Annotated in this window: 27 protein-coding genes and 2 pseudogenes; 8 read left to right on the top strand and 21 right to left on the bottom strand. The window is 37.3% G+C overall.

The window, feature by feature from the left end; all coding sequences use genetic code 11:
- Positions 1–18 precede the first annotated feature (18 nt).
- Entirely contained in the window at positions 19–759 is a 741-nt protein-coding gene (locus QNH29_RS16035) for a TerC family protein (RefSeq protein ID WP_283860387.1), read from the bottom strand.
- A gap of 306 nt (positions 760–1,065) precedes the next feature.
- Here QNH29_RS16035 and QNH29_RS16030 point away from each other — a divergent pair.
- Positions 1,066–2,426: pseudogene (locus QNH29_RS16030) on the top strand (IS3 family transposase).
- Between the two features lie 62 nt (positions 2,427–2,488).
- Here the strand turns inward: QNH29_RS16030 and QNH29_RS16025 are convergent.
- The 6 genes from QNH29_RS16025 to QNH29_RS16000 form a co-directional block, all read right to left on the bottom strand.
- Positions 2,489–3,103: a DedA family protein gene (locus QNH29_RS16025; protein ID WP_283860386.1), complete on the bottom strand. Its 615-nt coding sequence runs from the start codon at positions 3,101–3,103 to the stop codon at positions 2,489–2,491.
- Between the two features lie 145 nt (positions 3,104–3,248).
- Entirely contained in the window at positions 3,249–3,773 is a 525-nt protein-coding gene (locus QNH29_RS16020; RefSeq protein ID WP_283860385.1) for a GNAT family N-acetyltransferase, read from the bottom strand.
- 26 nt (positions 3,774–3,799) lie between these two features.
- Positions 3,800–4,510, bottom strand: coding sequence for a YjjG family noncanonical pyrimidine nucleotidase (locus QNH29_RS16015; RefSeq protein ID WP_283860384.1), 711 nt, complete (start codon positions 4,508–4,510; stop codon positions 3,800–3,802).
- Between the two features lie 22 nt (positions 4,511–4,532).
- On the bottom strand, positions 4,533–5,021 hold the full coding sequence (locus QNH29_RS16010) for a DMT family transporter (RefSeq protein WP_283860383.1): 489 nt from the start codon (positions 5,019–5,021) through the stop codon (positions 4,533–4,535).
- A 96-nt stretch (positions 5,022–5,117) separates the two neighbouring features.
- Entirely contained in the window at positions 5,118–5,816 is a 699-nt protein-coding gene (locus tag QNH29_RS16005; RefSeq protein WP_283860382.1) for a Crp/Fnr family transcriptional regulator, read from the bottom strand.
- A 33-nt stretch (positions 5,817–5,849) separates the two neighbouring features.
- Positions 5,850–6,275, bottom strand: coding sequence for a DMT family transporter (locus tag QNH29_RS16000; RefSeq protein WP_283860381.1), 426 nt, complete (start codon positions 6,273–6,275; stop codon positions 5,850–5,852).
- Positions 6,276–6,429: 154 nt separating this feature from the next.
- On the opposite strand from QNH29_RS16000, the gene QNH29_RS15995 reads away from it, so the two are divergent.
- Positions 6,430–7,497, top strand: a complete 1,068-nt coding sequence (locus QNH29_RS15995) for a sulfite oxidase (protein ID WP_283860380.1) — start codon at positions 6,430–6,432, stop codon at positions 7,495–7,497.
- Between the two features lie 251 nt (positions 7,498–7,748).
- Here QNH29_RS15995 and QNH29_RS15990 read toward each other — a convergent pair whose 3' ends face one another.
- Positions 7,749–8,219 carry a hypothetical protein gene (locus QNH29_RS15990; protein WP_283860379.1) on the bottom strand — a complete coding sequence of 157 codons (471 nt, stop codon included), beginning with the start codon at positions 8,217–8,219 and terminating at the stop codon, positions 7,749–7,751.
- Positions 8,220–8,575: 356 nt separating this feature from the next.
- Between QNH29_RS15990 and QNH29_RS15985 the strand changes: the two genes are divergently transcribed.
- The gene (locus QNH29_RS15985) at positions 8,576–9,586 is read left to right on the top strand and encodes a 2-oxoacid:acceptor oxidoreductase family protein (RefSeq protein WP_283860378.1); all 1,011 of its coding nucleotides are present in this window, start codon (positions 8,576–8,578) and stop codon (positions 9,584–9,586) included.
- Between the two features lie 18 nt (positions 9,587–9,604).
- A complete protein-coding gene (locus QNH29_RS15980) occupies positions 9,605–11,917 on the top strand; it encodes a thiamine pyrophosphate-dependent enzyme (RefSeq protein ID WP_283860377.1) in 2,313 nt (770 codons plus the stop codon).
- A 169-nt stretch (positions 11,918–12,086) separates the two neighbouring features.
- Here the strand turns inward: QNH29_RS15980 and QNH29_RS15975 are convergent.
- The 6 genes and pseudogenes from QNH29_RS15975 to QNH29_RS15950 all read right to left on the bottom strand — a co-directional run bounded on the left by QNH29_RS15975 (position 12,087) and on the right by QNH29_RS15950 (position 16,310).
- A pseudogene (locus QNH29_RS15975) lies at positions 12,087–12,489 on the bottom strand (PNPOx family protein).
- Between the two features lie 52 nt (positions 12,490–12,541).
- Positions 12,542–13,795, bottom strand: coding sequence for an MFS transporter (locus tag QNH29_RS15970; protein WP_481858732.1), 1,254 nt, complete (start codon positions 13,793–13,795; stop codon positions 12,542–12,544).
- Positions 13,796–13,819: 24 nt separating this feature from the next.
- On the bottom strand, positions 13,820–14,683 hold the full coding sequence (locus QNH29_RS15965) for a PhzF family phenazine biosynthesis protein (protein ID WP_283860375.1): 864 nt from the start codon (positions 14,681–14,683) through the stop codon (positions 13,820–13,822).
- 26 nt (positions 14,684–14,709) lie between these two features.
- A complete protein-coding gene (locus QNH29_RS15960; RefSeq protein WP_283860374.1) occupies positions 14,710–15,369 on the bottom strand; it encodes a DUF429 domain-containing protein in 660 nt (219 codons plus the stop codon).
- Between the two features lie 248 nt (positions 15,370–15,617).
- Positions 15,618–16,121 (bottom strand): GNAT family N-acetyltransferase, encoded by a 504-nt coding sequence (locus QNH29_RS15955; protein WP_283860373.1) that lies wholly within the window; start codon positions 16,119–16,121, stop codon positions 15,618–15,620.
- Between the two features lie 3 nt (positions 16,122–16,124).
- A complete protein-coding gene (locus QNH29_RS15950; RefSeq protein ID WP_283860372.1) occupies positions 16,125–16,310 on the bottom strand; it encodes a hypothetical protein in 186 nt (61 codons plus the stop codon).
- Between the two features lie 114 nt (positions 16,311–16,424).
- Here QNH29_RS15950 and QNH29_RS15945 point away from each other — a divergent pair, with 114 nt between their 5' ends.
- On the top strand, positions 16,425–16,841 hold the full coding sequence (locus QNH29_RS15945; RefSeq protein WP_283860371.1) for a ribosomal maturation YjgA family protein: 417 nt from the start codon (positions 16,425–16,427) through the stop codon (positions 16,839–16,841).
- A gap of 389 nt (positions 16,842–17,230) precedes the next feature.
- On the opposite strand, the gene QNH29_RS15940 is transcribed toward QNH29_RS15945, so the two are convergent.
- The 4 genes from QNH29_RS15940 to QNH29_RS15925 form a co-directional block, all read right to left on the bottom strand.
- Positions 17,231–17,473, bottom strand: coding sequence for a hypothetical protein (locus tag QNH29_RS15940; protein WP_283860370.1), 243 nt, complete (start codon positions 17,471–17,473; stop codon positions 17,231–17,233).
- A gap of 100 nt (positions 17,474–17,573) precedes the next feature.
- The gene (locus QNH29_RS15935; protein WP_283860369.1) at positions 17,574–18,071 is read right to left on the bottom strand and encodes an NUDIX hydrolase; all 498 of its coding nucleotides are present in this window, start codon (positions 18,069–18,071) and stop codon (positions 17,574–17,576) included.
- A gap of 135 nt (positions 18,072–18,206) precedes the next feature.
- The gene (locus QNH29_RS15930; RefSeq protein WP_283860368.1) at positions 18,207–18,356 is read right to left on the bottom strand and encodes a hypothetical protein; all 150 of its coding nucleotides are present in this window, start codon (positions 18,354–18,356) and stop codon (positions 18,207–18,209) included.
- Between the two features lie 171 nt (positions 18,357–18,527).
- Complete coding sequence (locus tag QNH29_RS15925) at positions 18,528–18,941, bottom strand: RidA family protein (RefSeq protein WP_283860367.1); 414 nt, start codon at positions 18,939–18,941, stop codon at positions 18,528–18,530.
- Between the two features lie 241 nt (positions 18,942–19,182).
- Here QNH29_RS15925 and QNH29_RS15920 point away from each other — a divergent pair, with 241 nt between their 5' ends.
- Together QNH29_RS15920 and QNH29_RS15915 are read left to right on the top strand one after the other, a co-directional pair.
- Positions 19,183–20,151, top strand: coding sequence for an NAD(P)-dependent alcohol dehydrogenase (locus QNH29_RS15920; protein ID WP_283865654.1), 969 nt, complete (start codon positions 19,183–19,185; stop codon positions 20,149–20,151).
- Between the two features lie 104 nt (positions 20,152–20,255).
- Positions 20,256–20,768, top strand: a complete 513-nt coding sequence (locus QNH29_RS15915) for a GNAT family N-acetyltransferase (RefSeq protein ID WP_283860366.1) — start codon at positions 20,256–20,258, stop codon at positions 20,766–20,768.
- An 85-nt stretch (positions 20,769–20,853) separates the two neighbouring features.
- On the opposite strand, the gene QNH29_RS15910 is transcribed toward QNH29_RS15915, so the two are convergent.
- Positions 20,854–21,738, bottom strand: coding sequence for an alpha/beta fold hydrolase (locus QNH29_RS15910; RefSeq protein ID WP_283860365.1), 885 nt, complete (start codon positions 21,736–21,738; stop codon positions 20,854–20,856).
- Between the two features lie 103 nt (positions 21,739–21,841).
- Positions 21,842–22,135, bottom strand: coding sequence for an RNA polymerase alpha subunit C-terminal domain-containing protein (locus QNH29_RS15905; RefSeq protein ID WP_283860364.1), 294 nt, complete (start codon positions 22,133–22,135; stop codon positions 21,842–21,844).
- 172 nt (positions 22,136–22,307) lie between these two features.
- On the opposite strand from QNH29_RS15905, the gene QNH29_RS15900 reads away from it, so the two are divergent.
- Positions 22,308–22,394, top strand: coding sequence for a YjcZ family sporulation protein (locus QNH29_RS15900; RefSeq protein WP_283865653.1), 87 nt, complete (start codon positions 22,308–22,310; stop codon positions 22,392–22,394).
- Positions 22,395–22,515: 121 nt separating this feature from the next.
- Here QNH29_RS15900 and QNH29_RS15895 read toward each other — a convergent pair whose 3' ends face one another.
- Positions 22,516–23,631 (bottom strand): mechanosensitive ion channel family protein, encoded by a 1,116-nt coding sequence (locus tag QNH29_RS15895; RefSeq protein WP_283860363.1) that lies wholly within the window; start codon positions 23,629–23,631, stop codon positions 22,516–22,518.

The following is a 23,631-nucleotide window of genomic DNA, read 5'->3' as shown; positions in this document are numbered from 1 at the left end:
TTTTCTAATTGACGTAAATTAAGTTGAGTGTTGTGTTTTTTTTCCTGATAAGAACCATCCGCCTAAAGCAATTAAAAGCATAACCGACCAAAAGATGGTATTCCAAATCGGTCCTTCTACAAAATCATGCGGAATAATGTGCAGTGCTGGGTGAGCAAGAGTATGCATTAATAGCTTAACTCCAACCCAGCCAACTAGTAACATCGCCGCTGTTTCAAGAGCTGGTCTTTGTGTCAGGATTTTAACAAAGAAACCGGCTGCAAACCGAATGACGATTAAGCCAGCGATTGCACCGAGTAAGATGACGATAAATTGCGCGCCATCCATTCCGCCAATTTCACCCATTGGCGTGCCCGGTAGTGCAATAACGAGAGCAACTGCTGCTAAAATGGAATCTACAGCAAAGGCGATATCAGCTAACGCGATTTGAGCGACAGTAGCCCGGTAGCTCTTACCTGCTTTGTCTCTATCGCCATGGTCTTTTTTAAGCAAGTGTTTTAATGCGATGAAGATTAAATACGCAGCACCGATTGCTTGAATCCACCAAACATGAAACAAGAACGAAATGATAAAGATCGCACCAATCCTAAAGATGAAGGCAAGCATTAAACCAATATTTATCGCCTTCTTTTGCTGGTCTGGAGGCAAATGCTTTGCCATAATTGCTAACACCAAAGCATTATCCGCAGATAATAAGCCTTCTAACAAAATTAAAATAAGTAAAACCCATCCATACTCTAATAACAATGAAAGTTCCATTTTATCCCCCTATGCATGATGCAATCTGATAATAGTATAATTTATGTTTATACCCATTTAATACTATTTTGCACCAATTTCTTCATAAAAATTTCCATTATTATAATAAAAATAGAAATTGATATACATGAAATACCCCGAACATAGGTAATTTAATCTCGGAATTCGAAAAAAATCCACTTGATTGATTTTACTCTTGTATAAGTTTCCCTTCCGGGGTATCACCCATGTAAAGGAAAAAACACCTTTTTTTGAAGTGCACCCGAATTGTTAGACACACTCTAACAATTCGAGGTGCATTTTTTAATGGCGAAATTTTCGACAGAGCAAAAAATACAATCAGTAAAAGAATATCTAAATGGTAATGATGGAGTGAAAACAATTGCTCGTTCAATCGGTGTAGATCATAGTGTACTCCTTCAGTGGATCAAACAATATAATCTTTTTGGTGAAGATGCCTTTGAAAAACGGTATACATCCTATCCTCAACAGTATAAACTAGACGTACTCAATTATATGAACGAGCAAGGGACGTCTATCAGGGAAACAGCAGCGATCTTTAATATTCCATCACCTTCAACACTTTTAAAATGGAAAATCGCTTATGAATCAGAAGGATTGGATGCCCTACAAATAAAGAAAGAGGGACGTCCATTTATGTAAAATGAGAATCAAAAAACATCCAATAAACAAGTACCAGCGGAAGGGTCAATGGAAGCACTCCAAATGGAATTAGAACGTTTACGTATGGAGAATGCATATTTAAAAAAGTTGAATGCCTTAGTTCAAAACAAGGAAAAATCACCAAAAAAGACAAAGCGCAAGTAGTCTTTGAATTAAGGCATGAATTTCCGGTGAAAGCACTTTTACAACTCGCAGATATCCCCCGTAGTACGTATTATTATTGGGTGAAAAACATGGGGCGTCCTGATACAGATGCAGAGCTGAAGGGATTGATTCAATCCATTTATGACGAACATGAAGGCCGTTTTGGCTACCGCCGTATTCGTGATGAACTTAGAAATCGTGGACACAAAGTAAATCACAAAAAAGTACAGCGTATCATGAAAGAACTAGGTCTAAAATGTCTCGTCAGAATGAAAAAATATCGCTCTTATAAAGGTAAAGTAGGTAAAATTGCACCAAATATTTTAAATCGCAACTTCAAAGCTGAAGAACCAAATGAGAAATGGGTTACAGACATTACAGAGTTTAAATTATTTGGAGAGAAGCTATATTTATCCCCGATATTGGACCTATATAATGGAGAAATTATTACATATACAATTGGATCAAGACCGACCTATTCACTTGTCTCAAGGATGTTATATCAAGCCTTTGAACGGTTAACCGACGGCAATAAACTACTTATTCATTCAGATCAAGGTTGGCACTACCAGATGAAAAAATACCAACATTCCCTAAACGAGCGAGGTATTACGCAAAGTATGTCCCGTAAAGGAAACTGTTACGACAACGCCGTTATAGAAAATTTCTTCGGGATTTTGAAATCAGAATTTCTGTATCTAAAAGAATTTGAAAGTGTCGACCATTTCAAACAAGAACTAGAAAAATATATAGATTACTACAATCACAAACGAATTAAGGCAAAATTAAAAGGCCTGAGCCCAGTACAGTACCGAGTTCAGGCCCAACAAGCTGCCTAACGAAATAACCTGTCTAACTTTACGGGGTCACTTCATTTCAGGTGTTTTTAGTAAAAGGATATCTAGCTCAACACATTATGCTTCAGCAATTTCTTTTGCTTACGATAACCGAATAATTTTATACCCATATAAGATAAAGTGATGAAGCCAAACAAAATGAATAGTAATCGTTGATAATCCGTTATTGTATTCATAATGGTTTGGAAATCACCTGGATAAAAATGACCAATACTTAAAAATAGTAAGGTGGATGGCGCAATCCCAATTATTGTAAGTAGTGTATACGTTCGAAGTTTCATATGTGACATTCCTGCTAAAAAAGGAACAAAATTCCCTAAATGAAGCGGGCTTGAAATGGCCACACTCCAAATTCCATTCCTGCTAAAGGCCATCTTAGCCTTGGATAATTTTTCTTTTTTTGCATTACTTAACCTGTCTTCAACAGATTTTCCGAATTTATATCCAATAAAATAAGGAATCCAACTCCCAATCGCATACAAGAAGCTGCCTGCTAATGAAATCCATACCCTCTCAAACCAGGTTAAATCTAAAATAAATCCCACTGTAACCATGATGAACGAGCCGATAAAAGGAAGAGCACTTCCTTCAATAAATAAGGAAAATAACACACCCCATATCCCCCATTCTTTAATTAGGGATAATATTGATTCAGTCATCTTTCTCCACTCCATTATATAATGTAATCTTAGTATAGTAGAGTATTAAATTTGGCTGAAGATACTGAAGTAGTAAGTTTATCTAAGACTTGAGGAGTAGAGGAGTGTCTAGGACCCAAGGTATGTATGGAAGAATGGTCACATCCTATTTTCGTAAAACCGTGATAAAACCATCCAATATGGTATGACTTACTGAAAATCCTTTATATTTATAAAATTCCAAGGCGTGATCATTACCATTTGAGACAAAGATAAAATAATCCTCTACATTATCAAATTGTTTTAGCCACTCCATGGACATATTGAAAAGCTTAGATCCAATCCCATAGTGTCTATATTCATCTTTTATATAAAATTGCGATAGACAACCTACATTCTTTTTTTGAACCGATGTCAGGTCAAAGAATGTTGCGAAATCATTAGAATAGGCTTCTTTCGGAGAGATATTGGAATAAACGTAAGCGATAATTTTCTCACCATCTTTTACAACGACAATGTAATTGTGTATGGCGTTTTTTACGGAAGGAACCATCCGAGTGTCAAAATTCATATGATCAAATAGCTCAGGGGTTATATGAGCTTTCGATTTTTGAAACGCCATCAGTTCATTACATAAATCTCTACAGGTTTCAATTTCTTCATCAGTAATGATTTCATAGTTTAACTCCATCGTCCACACTCCTTTTATATGTCAAATTAACAGGCACCTATTCTATCCTTTACATTTAATATTCGTTTCAATTCTTCAAGCTTATGGATTTGATACGTTGGACTAATATCAGTATAGTTCGGTTTCATTTTGGGATTAAACCAGCAGGTATCCATCCCGGCCTGTGCCCCGCCTAAAATATCAGCACTTAACGAATCACCGATAATAATTGATTGGTTCACTTCAAAATGAGGAATTCTGGCGAAAACATAATCAAAATATTCCTTCATTGGTTTTTGAAAACCTGTATCTTCGGAAACGAAGATCCCTTTAAACAGTGGATATAAACCTGAAGCACGTAATCGTTTATCCTGTGTGCTAGACACGCCATTCGTGACAATATATAAGTCATATTGGGAAGTAAGTTCTGTAATAAGTTCAAAAGCACCGTTCACCAATTGATGTCCTTGTTCGAGGAATGATCGATAGTTTTTTTCTAGTAAGGTCCCATCAACATCTTTTCCATATTGATGAAAAAGAAGAGAAAAGCGTGTATTGACAACCTCATCCCGGCTCAGTTCTCCTTCTTCAAACCTCTGCCAAAGACCTTGATTTATTCTCTTATACTTTTCTTCCATTTCAGTAGTAAGCGGAATATTCTGCTTCTCGAAAAGAAGTTGTAACGCTAATTTTTCCGCTGCACCAAAATCTAATAAAGTATCATCTACATCAAAAAACAACGTTTTATAATTTTTCAAAAGGTAACTCTCCATCCTCTGTTTACTTTTCTGCAGGTACACTTTTTAAGCCATTAGGCATCTTTGTCGAGTTAGGTTCACCGCTCATTTTAAAAACAAGAATGCCAGCAACGATTACGAGTACACCTATTAATTGTTGAAGGGTAAATGGTACCTTTTCAATTCCCATCCAGCCAAATGAATCCCACAATAATGCAATTCCCAGCTGTGATATAAGAAGAATGGAAATCGCATAGGTTGGACCAAGCAACTTTATACCTTGCACGACACAGGTTACTACTCCAATTCCTATCAACCCACTAAACCAGTACCATGTTTTCATATTTTGTAATTGAAAAAGTTCTTTACCTTCAAACAGGAAACCTAGAGTAAATGAAGCAACAAATCCTAAACCTAAGACTAAGGTAGTTGTTGTCCATGAACCAGCGTGTTCCCCCACTTTACTATTGAATATATTTTGCAGACCGACTAATGCTCCAGCCAGTATGGCAAATAGTAGTCCTAGAATCATATTTGATTCACTCCAATGTGTAATATTTTAATAGAAGCTCATGATTAGCTGCAAGCTATAACGATTCCAACGCTTCGTTTTTGGTCCTCATCTTATCTACTCGTAAATATTACCTCCGGCTAAATTTTTTAAGCCTTCTCTATCTTTAATAAGGATGTATCCTTTACTACGCTCTACCAGACCATCAGTACAAAATTGCCGAATAACTCGATTTAAGTGGCGATAGCTGGTACCGATAAGGTTTGCGGTATCAGTCAAGCTAGTGGTACATAGCTGCCCAGAAAATAAAGATTCATTTTCATCTTGGGTAACGGACAATAAATAACTTGCTAAACGAACCTCAACCGGATACATCAAATTGAAGCTCATTGAATTATTCTTTAAGTAAAACTTCTCGGTAATAATTGATAAGATAAATTGTAAAAATGGTGAATAATCATTTGTTAATTTTTTCAGTAAAGTATGTTGCACGCCAATCAAATAGACCGATGAAACAGCCTCCACCGTATTGATGGTATCGATCTCCTGCACATATTCAATATCCCCTATCACTTCAATCGGTGTTTTAAAGGATAAAATAAGTGTTTTCCCTTCTGCTGAAGTGGTGTAGATTTTTATTTTACCTTTTACCAGGACATACAAATACTTGGATGGTTCACCCTGGGATAAGATCAGCTCCCCTTGGTCGAAATGATATATTGATAAGTATGGCATGATTGCTTCATTAAAAATGGATTCTATTTGGTGAGCCTGCAAATAAGACTGTAATAACTTGGGATCTTTTATTTCTTTCATGTTTCTACCTCCAACATTGAGCAATTCGGTACATCAAAACCTTAGTATGACCACACCCGCTATCATCATCGCAATTCCTACGAACTGAGGTAACCGCATCTTTTGCTTCGGTATTCCGAACCAGCCCTTGCCATCAATTAAAAAGGTCAGACTTAACTGTGCTATTAATAGGACCGAAATCGAAAGGGTAACACCCACGTATTGTATGGATGCGACATTACTAAAAATAATAATTGCTGCAAAAGCACCACTAGTCAAGTATAGGGGTTTTACATTCTTTAACCTTTTCCATTTCTCATCTTTTACAAATATCATGATCATTAAACTTACGATAAATCCCGTGAATTGTGTAATGGCTGCTGTCTGCCACGTGCCGATATCTTCGCTAATACGTGTATTCGCCACACCCTGAAGTGTAATAAAAGCACCGCCTAAAAATGCAAATAAACTCCCTTTCATCTCTCTTCTCTCCAATTTTATCTAGATTTATATTCTAATTAAATGATAAATCAAGAGTTTTTCGTTAGGACATATGTCCTCAAAAAGTAAATTTAAGGTTTTCTTACGACCACATAAAACATACATTTTAAATGACTGCTTTTTTAAGGAGGAAATGATGGAGCCAAAACATCCTGTTGTGAAACCTTTTTTAACAACACGTAGTTTAGAACCTGAAAATCAGGAAACACCGATTCACTTTATTGAGAATGATATAATCCAAACCCCTTTATTTTATCGGCGTAACCACTTTTCTTATCCAAAACTCACCTATTCAAACTACTTTATTCTAATAAATGGATTGGTTTCTACCCCCTTACTGCTTTCCATGCTAAATATCCTTCAATTGCCCTCTAAAACCATAGAAGGTGTCCTTGAATGTGCGGGTAATAAGCGCAGCCTATTCGAGCCAAAGGTATTTGGCGAACAATGGGAAAAGGGTGCTATGAGCCAAGGCGTTTGGAAAGGTGTGCCTTTGCGTACTCTGCTTGAGATCTCGGGAATAAAAAAAGAAGCAAAAGAAGTGGTCGTGGAAGGATATGATGTTGGAAAAAGAACCGACTTAGACAAGGAGGTCTCTTATTCTCGAAGTTTACCATTAGACAAGGCATTACATCCAGATACGATTATAGCCTATGAATATAACCATCAACCATTATCCTTTAAACATGGATTTCCGTTCAGATTGATTGTTCCATCTTGGTATGGTATGGCGTCTGTTAAATGGATAAAGCAAATAAGTGTCATAGGTTCCCATTTTACTGGCCCTTTCCAGAAGATTGACTATATGTATTATCCAAATCAAGATAATGACGATGGTGCTCACCCGGTCACCACTATGAATGTAAATTCAACGATCCAAAAACCGATAGATATGGCTAGTTTAAATGCTGGTAAACATGAAATAAAAGGGATAGCTTGGACTGGTAAAGGCTCCATCACAAAGGTAGAAATCAGTATAGATCATGGAAAAACATGGTCTATTGCGGAGGTAACAAATTACAATTTGGGCTACAAATGGGTTTCTTGGTCTTTTGACTGGTATGCAGTTAAAAAAGGTAACTATACCGTTATGTCCAAAGCGACGGATTCTTATGGTCAAACGCAGCCGATCAAACCTTATTGGAATAGAAAGGATTATGGATATAATGCGATCGATCACATTAAGGTAAAGATTGAGTAGTAAATAAAGAGCAGGAAATGAGTTTCTGCTCTTCTCCCCGTTTTTAAGTCATCATCATTTAAGGAGAAAAGTATGATTTTACTCTTGTTTTTGGATAATTATGGTAAAATACTACTAGATGTATATCAATGCCATAAACAAGGTGATTATTAATTAGTTTAATATGATTGGAGTTGGCATTCTCATACATATGTTTTTCTATTTTTTTCTTATAAAATAGAAAAAAGTTTGGAAATATCCAAACTCTTTTTTTATCGGTCCCTTAATAGATCATCAACAGTCGTTTTCATTGAATAAATGACTGTTTTTTTATAGTGGGCAGCTAAAAGAAGGACTCTTATTTGTTGTGATCGGGAAAGTTTTTTAAAACGAGGCTCTTGTTTTAAAAAGGAACGTACGATGGACCAGCTTGATGGCATTAACGGAAAATCATCCAGCGGTTGTTTTCTGCGAAAGCGATGTAACCAAGATAAGGTTCCGGAAGGTGTGCTTTTATCAACGATACAAGGAGCATAAATACTTTTCGTGTGTTTTCGGAGGGAATCATAACGATCTTGACCGCTAATAATTGTATAGCTGTTATCCCTTCGATTTTTTCTGACAACCAATACAAACATGCAGTCCCACATCAATCTCTGCATTCTTTTTATGTGTTCTGTTACTTTCAAGGATACATCAGGTTTGATTTTATTTAGGGGTATATATTGAATGGTAAATTTCACATAATTCCCCTCCTGCTCTTAAAAATTCTTACCTTAACTTTGAAAAGGCTTTGATGAATTTTTAGTTTTTCATGTCTTTTACTTTTAGCATTATATGAATAAACTGGGCACAAGTGAACTACAAACAACCTATCATTCTCGTCCTCTCTTTATGTTATATAACATAATTAAATCTGTTATATATCACATTCATATTTCAATAATCTCATAAAACCAACACCATATGTGTTCCTACATCTGATTTCAAAAATCTGTTGTATTTGTTTTGGTGACCTGTTACAATTAAAATAATTTAATTTATAGAATATTTATAATATTCTATATTAAACTCCGATTCACTGATAGGAGGAATACTTTTGTCAAAATTACCAAAAACAAATGAATTAGGATTTTTTGAAATCCGCCTTGAGTCCATTGGCGGGTTAGGTGCGAATCTGGCTGGTAAAATGCTTTCTGAGGATGGAGTGGTTGGAAACGGACTGAATGGAGTCGGTTTTTCATCATACGGTTCAGAGAAAAAAGGTTCCCCAGTAAAAGCCCATATTCGGTTTTGTGAACCAGAAACAAACATTCGAGACACCACACCTATAGAACGCCCTCATGTTGTCGGTATTTTCCATGATGCCCTGTTTAAAACCATCGACTGCACAAGCGGGATCTTCCCTGACAGCACAATCTTAGTAAACTCACAAAAATCCCCTGACGAACTAAAAAATCTCATGAAAATTGCGGGTGGAACCATTGCCATCATTGACGCGACTGGTATCGCTCTTGAAGAACAAACAAAGGCAAACACTGCTATGCTCGGTGCGCTTTATCGTATTTTGGACTTTTTAGATCCAGAGTCCATGAAACAAACGATTCGTCGTACCTTTGAAAAAAAATATCCACATTTGGTTGATCCGAATATTCGGACATTTGACCGTGGATTTAATGAAGTAGAATTTAAAACGTATCTTCCGAAAAATGGCGTCGAACCAAAACCTTTTTCAAGACCAGAACCTGTTCTTGGTTATGAAACTCAGGCCATTGGCGGTATGATCATTAATCCAGGCAACAGCATTTTAAAGGATTTAAGTATTTCACGCGCCGGTATGCTCCCTCATTTTCATGAGGAAAAATGTATCAATTGCGCCGCATGTGATACTGCCTGCCCAGATTTCTGCTTTGTATGGGAAGAAAAAGCAGATAAAAAAGGCCGGCCGCAAATGTTTCTTAAAGGAATTGACTACCAATATTGCAAAGGCTGCTTGAAATGCGTCACCGCCTGCCCTGTGGAAGCGCTATCAGGAGAACGTGAATACAATGACGGTTATGCGGATAACAACCGTGTACCCCATTTATTTGATTTAGTGACTCAAAACTAAGGAAAGGACGGGATCAATTTGTCCATTGAAATAAACCAAGAAAACCTCAAAACCGAACTAGGTACGGTCGAACAAAGTTTTGTATTTGAATCTGGTAATGAAATGGCGGCCTATGCTGCTCATCAAATAAATTATCATGTCATGGGATACTTCCCTATTTCCCCATCAACGGAGGTTGCCCAATTCCTTGATGGGATGAAATCCAGAGGAGAACATGATATTGTTTTAATCCCGGCAGATGGCGAGCACGGTTCTGCAGGGATATGCTATGGGGCTTCAACTGGCGGCGGGCGTGTTTTTAATGCAACTAGTGCGAATGGATTCCTTTATATGTTAGAGCAGCTCCCTGTTCAATCAGGAACCCGGTTTCCGATGGTATTAAATTTAGTTAACCGGTCTGTTTCAGGTCCATTAAATATCCATGGTGATCATTCAGATTTATATTTCGGGTTGAATACTGGATGGCCAATCCTAATGGCCCGTGATCCGCAAATTGTTTATGACATGAACATTATTGCGATTAAATTAGCAGAAGATCCGGCTGTCCGACTGCCAGTCATCGTTTCATTTGACGGATACTTTACTTCCCATCAAAAACGCCGAGTTCAGGTGATTAAAAATAGAAGTGATGTCCAAAAATTTATCGGGGAACCGCCAAGGAACTTCCCTCATGCTTTAGACCGTGAGAACCCGGTAACCATTGGTCCATATATGAATGAACCTGATTATATTAATAACTGCTATCAACAATCAGAAGCGATGTACAATGCGGAAGCCGTTTTCGAGCGAATTTCAAAAGAATATGCTGAATTAACGGGTCGTGAGTATCCTATCCTTGATTTATACCGTATGGAGGATGCTGAGGTGGCGGTATTTATGCTGAATTCTGCTGCTGAGGTTTGTAAAGACGTGGTTGACCGCCTACGATTGAAAGGGATTAGAGCTGGTGTGATTTCACCAAATATGATACGTCCCTTCCCTCAAAAACAAATTGCCGAAGCCTTGAAAAACGTAAAAGCGGTAACCGTCGGTGATCGTGCCGATTCCTACGGAGCACATGGCGGCAACATGGCGCTTGAAGTAAGAGCAGCACTGCAAACGGTTGGAAATGCACATACGAAGGTGATCAACCGAATCTACGGACTAGGCGGGAAAGACTTTTATGCAGATGATGCGGAACAATTTTTCCAGTTAGCATTAGAAGCGACTGAGAAAGGCATTGTTGAAAAGCCGTTCGACTACTTTGGGCATAATCCTGGGAAGCCAGAGTTTGCGCCTAAACGAGTTTTAAATCCGATGAAAAAAGAAGACTTAAATACGGGCCTCATCACGGTAACCCCTGATGAAAAAACGGGGGAACTCAAAGTCAAAATCCCGCCGTTACGGAGTTTAACGAAGAAACCAAAGCGACTAGCTTCAGGTCACGGTGCCTGCCCAGGCTGTGGTATTTTCTCAGGGCTGGAGTTGTTTTTTAAAGGAATTGAAGGTGACATCGTTGCCTTATTCCATACAGGGTGTGCAATGGTTGTAACCACTGGGTTCCCTTATAGCTCTCATAAAGCCACGTATATTCATAACCTATTCCAAAATGGCTCTGCTACCCTTTCCGGGCTTGTGGAGATGTTCCATGAAAGAAAGAGACGCGGTGAATTAGCGGAATTAGGATTGAGCGATGACTTTACATTCGTAATGGTGACAGGTGACGGTGGTATGGATATCGGCATGGGTCCTGCGATTGGAACGGCATTAAGGAACCATAAAATGATTATCCTTGAGTACGATAATGAAGGTTATATGAATACAGGCAGTCAGCTGTCCTACTCTACTCCGATGGGGCATATGACGAGCACATCTAATATTGGTGGGTTCCAGAATGGAAAACCATTCCATCACAAGGATACTGCTCAAATAATGGCAGCTACTCATATTCCTTATGTATTTACCGGTACCGAAGCTTTCGATCGCGACCTTTTAAAGAAAGCTGCTAAAGCCCAGTGGTATGCCAACAATGAAGGCTTGGTTTATGGCAAAATATTAATTACCTGTCCATTAAACTGGAAATCAAAGGATGAATTAGGTCAGACGATTGTTGAGGCTGCTGTTAACTCGTGCTTCTTCCCTCTTTATGAAGTCGAACACGGGATTACAACGGTTACTTATAATCCTGAAGAAAAAAATAAACGGTTAGCCGTATCCGAATGGTTAAAGCTGATGGGTAAAACGAAACATTTGCTTAATGAGAACAGCAAAGACATGTTAGAGATGTTTGATAAGGAAGTTGACCGTCGTTGGAATATGCTTAAGGCGAAGCATGAAAGTCCGTATCTATAAAAATAAGATCCCAAGTGATTTTGGTTCACTTGGGATTTTTTATAGATTACTTTTTTGGATACTGGCAAAGTTCTTTGGTTCCCGTTACCTCTGGTTTTTATCCTGAAAGGGAATCAAACGTTTCTTTTACAAGTATATATCGGAGTATCGAGATATGCTTGTTCAAAATTTAATAGAGTCTCTTTGTATAGCTTTCTTTTAGCCTTTCTTCAATGGACTCGGTACAGCTATCAGGTAACCTGGCATGTTCAAATAGTATTTTGGCAGCAGACGGTAATGATTTTTCTTCCAACCACGAACTTGGATCCCATACACCTGAACGTTTAAACGCTTTTGCGCAATGGATGAAACATTCCTCTACTTCTATTCCAATACCCAATAAAGGAGTACGCCCTCTTACTGCCATCTGTTCAAGCTGCTCACTATCCTTAAAATGGTGATTTAGATATGTATTCAGCACAATTATGGTCTAGGTATGAAATGGTCTTTCTTTCTACTAATTCACTTGGAAAACCAATCAGCGTACGCAATTCTTCTTCGGAATGGATCAATTCTTTAAATGGTTTATTCACCGATCTTTCCCCTCCTCTCAATGAAAAGAGGCAACCTAAACGGTCACCTCGTTTACATCACTTCATTCTGCTTCTTCAAATAGCGATATAGCATAATACTAAAAACAGAGCATAACAACCCGCAGACGCCCATGAAAATAAACCCTGCCTGAAAACCTCTCATAAGACCCATCTCTGCTCCAAGAAAACTAGTAAACCATCTTTTAAAAAATTCAATCAATGCACCTAAGAATAAATTACTGACCACAACGACAATGCCCATAATTGTTACGGTCACTGTTATAGCAGCGTCAATTCCATTCGGATATCTTTTTGCTATTAATGCCATAACGGTTGGATATACGGGGGCAATCCCAAACCCGGCAGCTGCATATAACCAAACCCCTGAAGGTCCGAATAAAGTAGCCAAAATGGTCGTAATTCCGGCAAGACCAGAAAAAACAATGATGGATATCATAAATCCAACCTTATCGGTAATAAAGCCTAGAAGTAACCTTCCTATCATAAAACAGAGAAAAAAGATGGATAACATACCGGAAGCCGCCGCTCCACTCCAATGAAAAGATCTTTCAAGAAAGTTTACGAGCCAACCTGCAATCGAAATTTCCAAAATTACCCCAAACGACAGAATGATAATAATGAACCATGCTACCCGATCTTTTAAGAACATCTTAATCGGCAGGCGCTCGTGAGTAGTTGTTTGATCAACTGGAAGTTTACTAAAAAATGCTGGGATCATAGGGATGATGCATAAGGAGAGCATAAAAAAATACATTCCCTTCCAGCCTAGCTCTTGACCGCCGATAAACGTCATACCCATTAAGCCCGCTGCCATTAATGGTGCAGCAGTTGAACTAAGTCCATAAAAGAAATGAGACAGGTTCATCATAAAGCCAGTATTCTTTGTGAAAATTCTGGCAGCTAAAATGGCCAGCACAATTTCCAACATCCCGTTTCCTAAATACATAATGAAGTAGGATGCCGAAAAGATAGCAAAGTTACTAGAAAAATAAATAAATGCCCCTGATATTGCCATGACACCAAAAGCGATTAGACTCGTAAGCTTAATGCCGGCTTTTGATGAAAGAGCACCAGTAAAGCTGCACGCAATTAAAAATCCAATCGAATTAATGGCTAATAGGAACCCAACCTGCAGCTCGTCAATCCCATAATCGAGTTGCATTTGAGGAATCGCTGGACCCTTGATATTCTCTGATAAACCAAAAACGAGGTATCCTAGAAAAATAACAAAAAATGAAAGTGGTATGTATTTTTTTACTGGTTGTGTTTGAGGCAATGTTTGCATAGTAAATATCCCTTCACTTGATTCTTAATACCATTTACCTTCTGAAATGACAAAAACACGGCCGCCGACTTGAATCAGATAGTGGTCGTCGGTCTTTTTTCCATGTATTTTTAGCAGCGATGGTCTGTTGATAAAAGCACCTTGTTCAACACGATAGTTTATTTCGATTGAATGGAAAAAGTTATATTTCAATAGATAGCCTGCTAAGTTTCCATTCGCACTTCCTGTTGCCGGGTCTTCTAAATATCCGGCATTGCACATAAACAATCTTACGTTAAGATCGTTTTCGGAATTTGCAGTTTCTGTTGTAAATACTAGTAGATTAACTTCTCCAATATCTTGCAATAGCTTCTCAAAGGCAGCGTGGTTAATTCTACAACGACTTACAGCATCCAATGAATTTAAATGGACAATTACACTTGGTAATCCTGTAGATACAGCCTGTATCGGAAAGTCAGTGTTAATATCTTCTCGACTAATTTGGAGTGCTGCTGTTATTCTATCAATCTCAACATTCAAACCAAATTCAGGTTGATTTTGGGTCATCCAGGCGTATTGATCTTCAAACACAACTGGTATTTGTCCGACAGGTAAATTAAGTTTTATTTCCCTTTCTTCTGAACGGTCATATAGATTCCTGATAACATAAGCTGTTCCAAGGGTCGGATGCCCTGCGAAAGGCAATTCAGAATCAGGAGAGAAAATCTTAACATCATACCCTCCATTAGCTTGTAACCCTGACAAAATAAAGGTTGTTTCTGAGAAATTCATTTCTCTTGCGATTTTTTGCATTTCGGTCGTTTCCATTTTCCCCTCTGGAATAAAAACAGCCAGTTGATTTCCCTCATATTTGTTTTCAGCAAATACATCCACAATATAATATCTCACTCTTAATTCCCCCTTACTTTATAAAATTAACAACAATAGTCATATGGATGAAGCGGAGGATTTGCAGGAAGCAGCCATTTTGGCTGAAACAACGGGTCCCTCCAATGCCAAGCTCCTAAAGCAGCTGCACACGAATCAATTGTATGACTTTCTTTTTCTATAAATGCAGGCAGCTCTTTTAATTGTTGCTTGCCAAGCCAGTTTCTTATAAAAGTTCTAGCTAATAAATCTTGTTTGTAGTTTAAGGCATAATTTAAATCTTCATGAGGAAGTCTTGAACCGATTACAGCTCCTGGGTGAACTTCGACAATGGAGATGGGATTGAAAGTTTTCATATCTTCAATTTCCCTTGTAAGTTTAATCCCTCTCAAAGTAAGATAGACCATTCGATTGAAAGTGGGAGGCATGATGGATCCAGACTTCATCCCCAACGAAATAATAAACTGTCTTAGAAGCTTATCTCCTTGTCTATCCCCTCCGCCATCCTCATATGACAAGGGAGCATCGAATCCAATGATAACTTCATCAATCTTACTTTGAGCTTTAATTTCTTCCAATATCGTAAAATCACTTACATCACTCATTAATTTAAGAAATTTCAATTCCCTATCCTGTTTTTCAAATACCGATAAAACTGTATCTTTATGATTACTTGGCCCAGATAGATCAATACCTATAACTCTCATAAACAATCCCGCTTTCAGCCCGCTAGTCACATTAATGAATGTTTTTTGTCAGCTTCTTTTTTATAATCTTATCAACATTATCACTATACGTCACGACTAATATCTCCTGCATATGCTTCTAAAAAAAATAAACCCTGGATATGAACGTATCCAAGGATTTGTTTTTCTGGTCTACAAGCTAATTTCGATATCTGTGTTCACTTTATGCTTGATATTTTTAAATATAATAAAAGAACAAAGAATCTTTGTTAATTAGATAATTTTTTATAATAAATGACAGTGGTATCTAATTCACCTTTTCCGGAAAGAGCAAAGTGCGGAATTCTTCCAGCTGGAATAAATCCTATGGATTGATAGAGATGATTGGAAGGATCCCCTTCTCTTGTATCAAGAACAAGTAACGTTCTTCCTTCATTAACCGCACGCTCCTCGGCAACTTTCATTAAGGCACGAGCTACCCCTTTTCGTCGTGCATTAGGACCAGTCATTAGCTTTGCAATTTCAGCTCGATGGAGACCATTCTGCTTGGTACATAAATGAACTTGGATAGTTCCAACGATCTCATTATTAATTTTAGCAATAAATAAAATGACATTTGGATTTAATACAGTTTGCCAGTATTGTTTCGCATCTGATAAGTTCATAGGCGGTAAAAATCCAATGGACGCACCGTCATCCACCACTTTCACCAAAAGGTTAGAGAGTTGATCTAAATAGGTCTCGATTGATTCAATTTCTTCAATTATTAGCATACTTTACACCTCTATTAAATAGATACTGGTTAAAACCGAATGAAGCAATAGTGAAGCCAAAACAACTAGAATTACATATTTAGAGAATTGTTTAAGTCGTTCACTTACAAAGGTCTTATGTAATAAGAAAAAAAAGCCTGCCACCCATATTGCATCATGAAAAAAAGTAACGATAATATTTCTCAACATGCTCACTATAAAAAATATGTCCATTATAATCCCCCCATCTAACATTTCATGCTTGTATACTTAAAAAAAGTGTTAATATAATGAAGATTATACGTTGGAAAAAAGGTGCTGCCAATGATTTCTAAAAATGTATCTCATTATCCACTGAGGAAAACCTATTTTATTGCTGTTGTAATCACGATTCTGTTGGGCCTAGCATCTAGAAAATTTAGCCAGCTCTTATTCTCCTTTATAGCAGAGAATGCTGGCGATGCCCTATGGGCAATGATGGTCTATTTTGGTTTACGCTTCTTATTTTTGAAAAAGAATATGTTGACAGCGATTATTCTCAGTTTTTTGTTCAGCTATGGTATCGAATTCAGTCAGCTGTATCAAGAGGAGTGGATGAATCAGATTCGCGGAACTCAACTGGGAGCGTTGGTACTTGGTAAAGGCTTCCTTATTGTCGATTTAATTCGCTATACAACGGGAATTGTGATTGCCTCTAGCTTGGATAAGATAGCGATCATAAAAAAACAGAAGAACAAATAAATTCAATGTTCCAGAATACTTGTGCCTTCATCTTGGCCTTTAAGGACAAATCTTACGAGTCGCTAGAAGGATTAGTCCTTCATCGGTGCTCTTAAGAACAATTCTTACGAGTTGCCAGAGAGATTAGTCCTTCATAAAGGCTCTTAAGGACAAATCTCACGAGTCGCCAGAAAGATTAGTCCTTCATCTTGGCTCTTAAGGACAAATCTAACAAGTCGCCAGAAAGATTAGTCCTTCATCTAGGGGTTTTAGGGATTGCTAACATGCGGTCAGAAGAATTAGATCATATTCCCGGTGTATGGTAAAAGTTAAGAGAAAAAAATAATGGCTGTCGAGATTTTCTCGACAGCCTGGTTTTGTTTCAGCAACTTAAACATTAAGATATTGACCTAAGCGTATTTTATACCAGCAAGCTTAATATTATTGATATCACTTGACCCACAAGGTGTTACCGCGTAAGTCATTTCACATTTTGGGCAATTCATAACAACTGTTTTTAACGTGAATGTTTCTCCACATTCGCAGTGAATTTCATGTGCCACTGTTGGAGCAAGTTTATCTTTTCCTTTACTTTTCACATGGTCAACGATATCTTTTCCATCTCTTATATGACTTGAACAACCACAGCTCATTCTTTAACCCTCCAAGGATATGATATATGACTTCCTATTAGAATAAGAATAGCATAGAAAAATAACCTCCGATTCTCAAAAAATCAAACAGATTATGAACTTATTCGATTGTTAACCACTCATCATCCCACTGAAAAAATACCTCATCATGTTGCTTTTGGTAAAATAAATGTTTTGGATAAGGTAATGCCAGCTCAGGCATATGTTTTGGGCTGAAATAACGTAGTTCGGCTGTCTCGTTATCAATTGGACTCAGGGTTCCACTTTGTACCTTGCACTCAAATAAACAGATGTTATATTCCACTTGATGGCCATTTGGATATTGATAGCGAAAGTCTTTGCCGCCAAAAACTCCTAGTAACTTCGATGGAACTACAATTAATCCTGTTTCCTCCCATACTTCACGAACGACAGCTTCTGCTGGAGCTTCACCAGGTTCCATTGCACCTGCAGGAAGGCTCCATTTCTCGCCATTTCCTTTATTTTGAAATAATATATCTCCTGAATCATTCCGTATTATGGCTGCAACACTTGGCATGCAAATTAATCCACTGCCTACTTTTTCTCTGATCTTTTTATAATATGGAGACATTCCCATTTCTTTACCTACCTTTAATTAGTATAAAGATATTATTCTCTAATACGTTGCCATCTCCTTTATATATCTATAAAGAAATGACTCTATTAAAAAAGAAGACTCCACAAATGAGTCTCCTTAAGAATATAGAATTATTTAATGTACTCGAATTATTTCATATATATCTTCATCATGATGAACCCTTGTGTGTTTAGACTCAATTCTTTCAAATTCTTCTATCTCTTCATTATACATTGACTCACCGAACCACCAATTTTTGAATTCAAGAAAAAGCTCTGTCAGCATCTTGATTCCTCCAGTTATGGTTATTGGATTTCTATACTCTTATTATACATGTGAGACACTTCACATAAAAGCGCTTACAAAATAGGCGGAATAGGAAAATAATAGAGAATAATTAGAAAATAGTAACCTTGCACCTAGAAAAAAAGGACTCAAAAATCGAGTCCTCTATCATTATTTTGTATGGTTTTCTACGGCAGCAACTGCCTCAATTTCCACCAGTTGATTTTTATATCCTAATACCGTTACCCCGGATAATGTACTTGGGACATCATGATTACCGAATTCTTTTCTAATCGTTTCCCACGTTGTTACCAAGTCCGCCTGGTTTTGACTCGCAACCAGAACTCTAGTATAAACGATATCTTCTAAAGCAGCACCACATTCTTTCAATGCTTCTTTCAAATTCTCCACACAAAGGTTTGCCTGTTTCACATAATCACTTGAATCAGGAACGATTCCCTCTTTCGTAAGTGGACATGCTCCGGCTAAAAATAATAAGTCCATACCTGCTGGAACTCGACTAGCATAGGCATAGTCAACTTGAGCTAAATGGTTAGAATGTATAAGCTCTAATTTCCTTGTCATTTTTTTAATTCCTCCTAATTATTCCAATTTAGAATATTGTATCAGATATGCAATTTCTATGGTTGTTCTTGTGCCAGCAGTTTCTCACTATTCAACATACCAGCATCATTACTAGGAGATTCCATCATAAATTTTTAACAACAATGTATGGAAGCCCTATTTGTGGAATATCTATTTATCTAGGACTTTAATACTTGTAGAGTCATTATTTATGCAGTAATTACTTTTTATGGAGGTAATGATGAAAGCAATTGTGTATAAAAAATATGGTCCACCTGATGTACTTGAAGTAAAAGAAGTCGAAAAACCGATTCCTAAGGACAATCAAGTATTGGTAAAAGTACACGCCACCTCCGTCAACTTTGGGAACCTCGTTCTTTTAAAAGGAGAACCTTTCTTAGCACGATTCGCATTCGGTTTGTTTAAACCAAAGTATTCGATTCCTGGTGGAGATATAGCAGGTACGGTTGAAGCAGTTGGAAAAAATGTTACACTGTTTCAAACAGGTGATGAAGTGTTCGGAGACTTATCAGGCTGTGGCTGGGGTGGATATGCTGAATATGCAGCTGTACCTGAGAACGCAATAGCATTAAAACCAGCCAATCTATCCTTTGAGGAAGCAGCAGCCGTTCCGATGGCTGGTGTGACCGCCTTACAGAGTCTTCGGGATAAAGGAAAGATTCAACCTGGAAAGAAGGTATTGATTAATGGTGCCTCTGGAGGTGTTGGTACTTTCGCTGTACAGATTGCAAAATCATTTGGTGCTGAGGTAACCGGTGTGTGCAGTACGAGAAATGTAGAGATTTTGCAATCACTTGGCGCTGACCATGTGATTGATTATACAAAGGAAAAGTTTACCGAAAATAATTACCGGTATGACGTAATCCTTGGTGTTAACGGGCACCAACCACTTTCAGATTATAAACGTGCTTTAAATCAAAATGGTATTTTTGTTCATGTTGGAGGTTCGGAGGCGCAAATGTTTCAGGCAATGACCTTGGGGCCATGGATTTCCAAGACCTCGAATAAGAAAATGGGCAGCTTTTTACAAAGACCCAATCAACATGATCTTTTGTTTCTGAAAGAACTTCTCGAAACCGGAGAAGTTAAACCTGTTATCGATAGAAAATATAAGTTAAGTGATGTGTCAGAAGCGTTTAGTTACTTCGAACAAGGTCACGCCCAAGGAAAAGTTGTTATAACCATATGATATGAAAAAAATTGGCACCCATCCAAACATTGTCTAAAGTTATTTTCATAGCAGTCCTACACTGTTATAATTAACGTCATATTTATAATTTAGGGGTGTCAACTTTGATTAGATCTGCACAGGAAAAGGATTTACAGAACATTTTAGATATATATAATGATGCAGTCCTTCACACTACGGCTGTATATACCTATAAGGCTCAAACACTAGAAAGTCGAGAAATTTGGTTAAAACAAAAAATGGATGAAGGATATCCTGTTATCGTTTATGAGCTAGATAAACGGGTTGTTGGCTTTGCAACGTTTGGTCCCTTTAGACCGTGGCCTGCCTACAAATATTCAATTGAACATTCTATATATGTAGATCCCAATTTTCAAAGAAAAGGGATTGCAACTTCATTATTAAAAGAAATCATCTCAATTGCTAATGAACGAGAGTATAAAACATTAATTGCTGGTATCGATGCAGCAAATGAAAAAAGTATTGCCATGCATGAGAAGTTTGGTTTCGTTCATTCAGGGACAATTAAAAATGCAGGATATAAATTCAATACGTGGCTGGATTTAGCTTTTTATCAATTGGATCTAAACGGACCTAAAAACCCTGAAGAAGACTAAAGTTTGCATACCCCCATAGCGATAGCTTTGGGGGTTAAAATTATTCATTTATCCTTCTTTAATTGAGCGATTCCTATTTAGGACATTAAGAATTTAAAAAGTTTAATACGGTATCCCTAAAGTGATAGGGTTCTTCTAAGTCAGGAAAATGTGCACTTTCTTTAAAGAGCACCAATTGGCTATTTTTTAATGCACTATGTATGAGCTTGGAAATGGTTAAACCTGTATTTCGATCAAAAATACCAGTAATAATTAAAGTTTGTTGATTAATGTGGTTTAACCGATCCAGTAACGGAATTTCCAAAGGATGACTCATAATTATTTTTGCCATTAATCCTGTATTAGTGAGCTGACTTTCACTCCAAAGCTTTCTGTTCTGACTCGCTATACTTTGATTTTGAAATAACAGCCGATCAACTGTTTTGGTATCAACCAAATTCCAAACTTTTTCATATAAAATGTTTATAGGGAGATTTTGTTTTAGCAGTTCATTGATTTGTTTTAATAAAGGAGTTTCACCAACTGACATAAGGCCAGCAATTTGAATGAATTTTCCCATCTCTAAATCAATTAAACTTGGTCCAGAGAGCACGATTTTATTGATAGCGTCAGGCAGTGCATAGGCAATTTCAAGCGCTAACTCTCCGCCGAAGGAGTAGCCCAATAGGTCTACCTTATCTACATCGAGCCATTTTTTAATTTCACTAAAATCAGATATAAGCTGTTCAATTTTATAATCTTCATCAGAAACAGGCTTTTGGCTTCTTCCACATCCGCGTTGTTCGTAATAGACGACTGTCCTTTTTTCAGAGAGTAAAGGGCCAATCGTTCTTTCAAAAGTGTAATGGTTTCCTCCAGGGCCGCCGTGAAGAAGAACCAAAGGTGTGGTCTGATGTTCACTACCCTCTATTTTTATCCAATGTTTAATTGAATTAATTTGAATCTGATATTCCCCATTCTTCAACCTCATGAAATTCCTCATCCCATTTTATTTCAATAATCACTATTAATTTCTCCTTATTTTGAAAATATCCTGCTTAGGCAAGTTCAATAAAAAACTAACAGCTAGGATGTTAGTTTTTAAATGATAAACCTTCGTCGTGTAATGCTGATCTAAGTCTAGGTAGAGATGCAGGTCCCATTCCGTGAAATTTCAAAATTTCTTTTTCACTATAGGTGGATAGTTCCTGTAAAGATGTGATCCCATTGTTCACCAATGCTCGTCTTGCTGGTGCGGAGAGCTGTGAAAGAAATCCATTTTTTGGTTTCTTTATTTGCTCACAAGCCGGACAGGTTGGACAATCACTGCTTTTATAATACTTGTGTCCATTGGGGCAAGTTCTTGCATTTTTTTCTGAAGTAGTCATTTTTTAGTCACCTCTACTTAAAAAGACTGGAATTAATCTTAATCATACTACATAGCCCGCTAAATTGTTTAACCTGATTCACTGTATTTTTTTATTTTTATTCCATTTTAGTATCAATCTCTAGGCGAATATCATAAGATGTATTCTTCCCAGAATAAGGAGGTATTTCAAAATGAGTAATGAATATGAAGTAGGTTTTGGTTTTCATTTAATTGTTGTGTTATTTATCCTGTTAATTATAATTTGGGCTGTATGCTGATTCCAGCTGCCGGCATTAATGTGTTCGTTGTGTAAATGAAAAAACTCGCCAAGGTAGCTAACTGTCCACATTTCTGAAATGTAGGCTGGAGTTACCTTTTGGCGAGTTTATTTAAAGTTGGTTATTCATATGATCCCATTGTCTGAAATAGTTCACTAGATTGCGGAGATACATAAATGGTTCTGCTTGGAAAAGCGACTTCTACTCCCTCTTCCTCTAGAATTCCCATGATTGCCAGGTTGATTTCATGTTTAATTTTCACATGTTCTCCCCAAACGGTAGTATTCGTAAAAAAATATAAAAGAATATCAAGACTGCTGTCATTATAATGGTCGAATGCTACCATGATCGTATCAGGATGAATATCTTGGTGAGTCCTCAACATATTTTCAATCCGCGAAACGACTCTTTCAATTTGTTCTTTAGAAGTTTGATAGTTTAATCCTAAATGGAAAGTAATTCTTCTTTTCCCCATCCGGCTCCAGTTGGTAATCGGTTCATTCGCTAGCGTTGAATTTGGAACGGTTACAAGCGCTTGACTAAAGGTTCGAATCTTAGTACTTCTGAAGTTTATATCTTCTACCGTTCCCTCAACACTAGGTGTCAAAATCCATTCACCAATCGAAAAAGGTTTTTCTGTGACAATGACGATACCGCCAATTAGATTCCCAACCGCTTCTTTTGCTGCTAAAGCAAAAGCAAGACCTCCTAAACCAAGTCCAGCGACCAATCCATTGACGTCATAATCAAATTCCTGCCCGATAATACTGATACTGATCGCAATCAGGATGACGCGGATGGTTCTTGAAATAAACGGAAGCAGTATTTGATCTATCTTATTATTAATCTTTTCATTCACACTAATTAAAATACCTTTAGTTGGAGAGGACAGATTAAATAATCCCCATGTAATTAATACAATCACCATCGAACGTAAGAATTTTAAAAATAACGCATTATGCTGTTCGATAAATGGAAAATAATCCATGGCTAGATATAAACCTAAAATAATAAAACCCCATCCTAAAGGACGCTCAAAAGCTAAAAAGATTTTTGTGAAAAAATCTGTAGGTGTTTTACCTGCCAATTTTAAAATTAACCGGAATACATACTTGGTAAATAAGTTTCTAAATAGTATGAATAAAAGTAATATCCCAATAGAAATCCCTATGTTTTTCCACATTTCATAGTCTAAATCCATACCTAAAAAAGCCATGACAAATGAATCAATCGCCAT

This window comes from Neobacillus sp. DY30, from assembly GCF_030123065.1.
In the GTDB taxonomy this organism is placed as follows: domain Bacteria; phylum Bacillota; class Bacilli; order Bacillales; family Cytobacillaceae; genus Neobacillus.
Note: the sequence above shows the minus strand (reverse complement) of the source record. Positions and strands in the feature narration are given on the sequence as shown.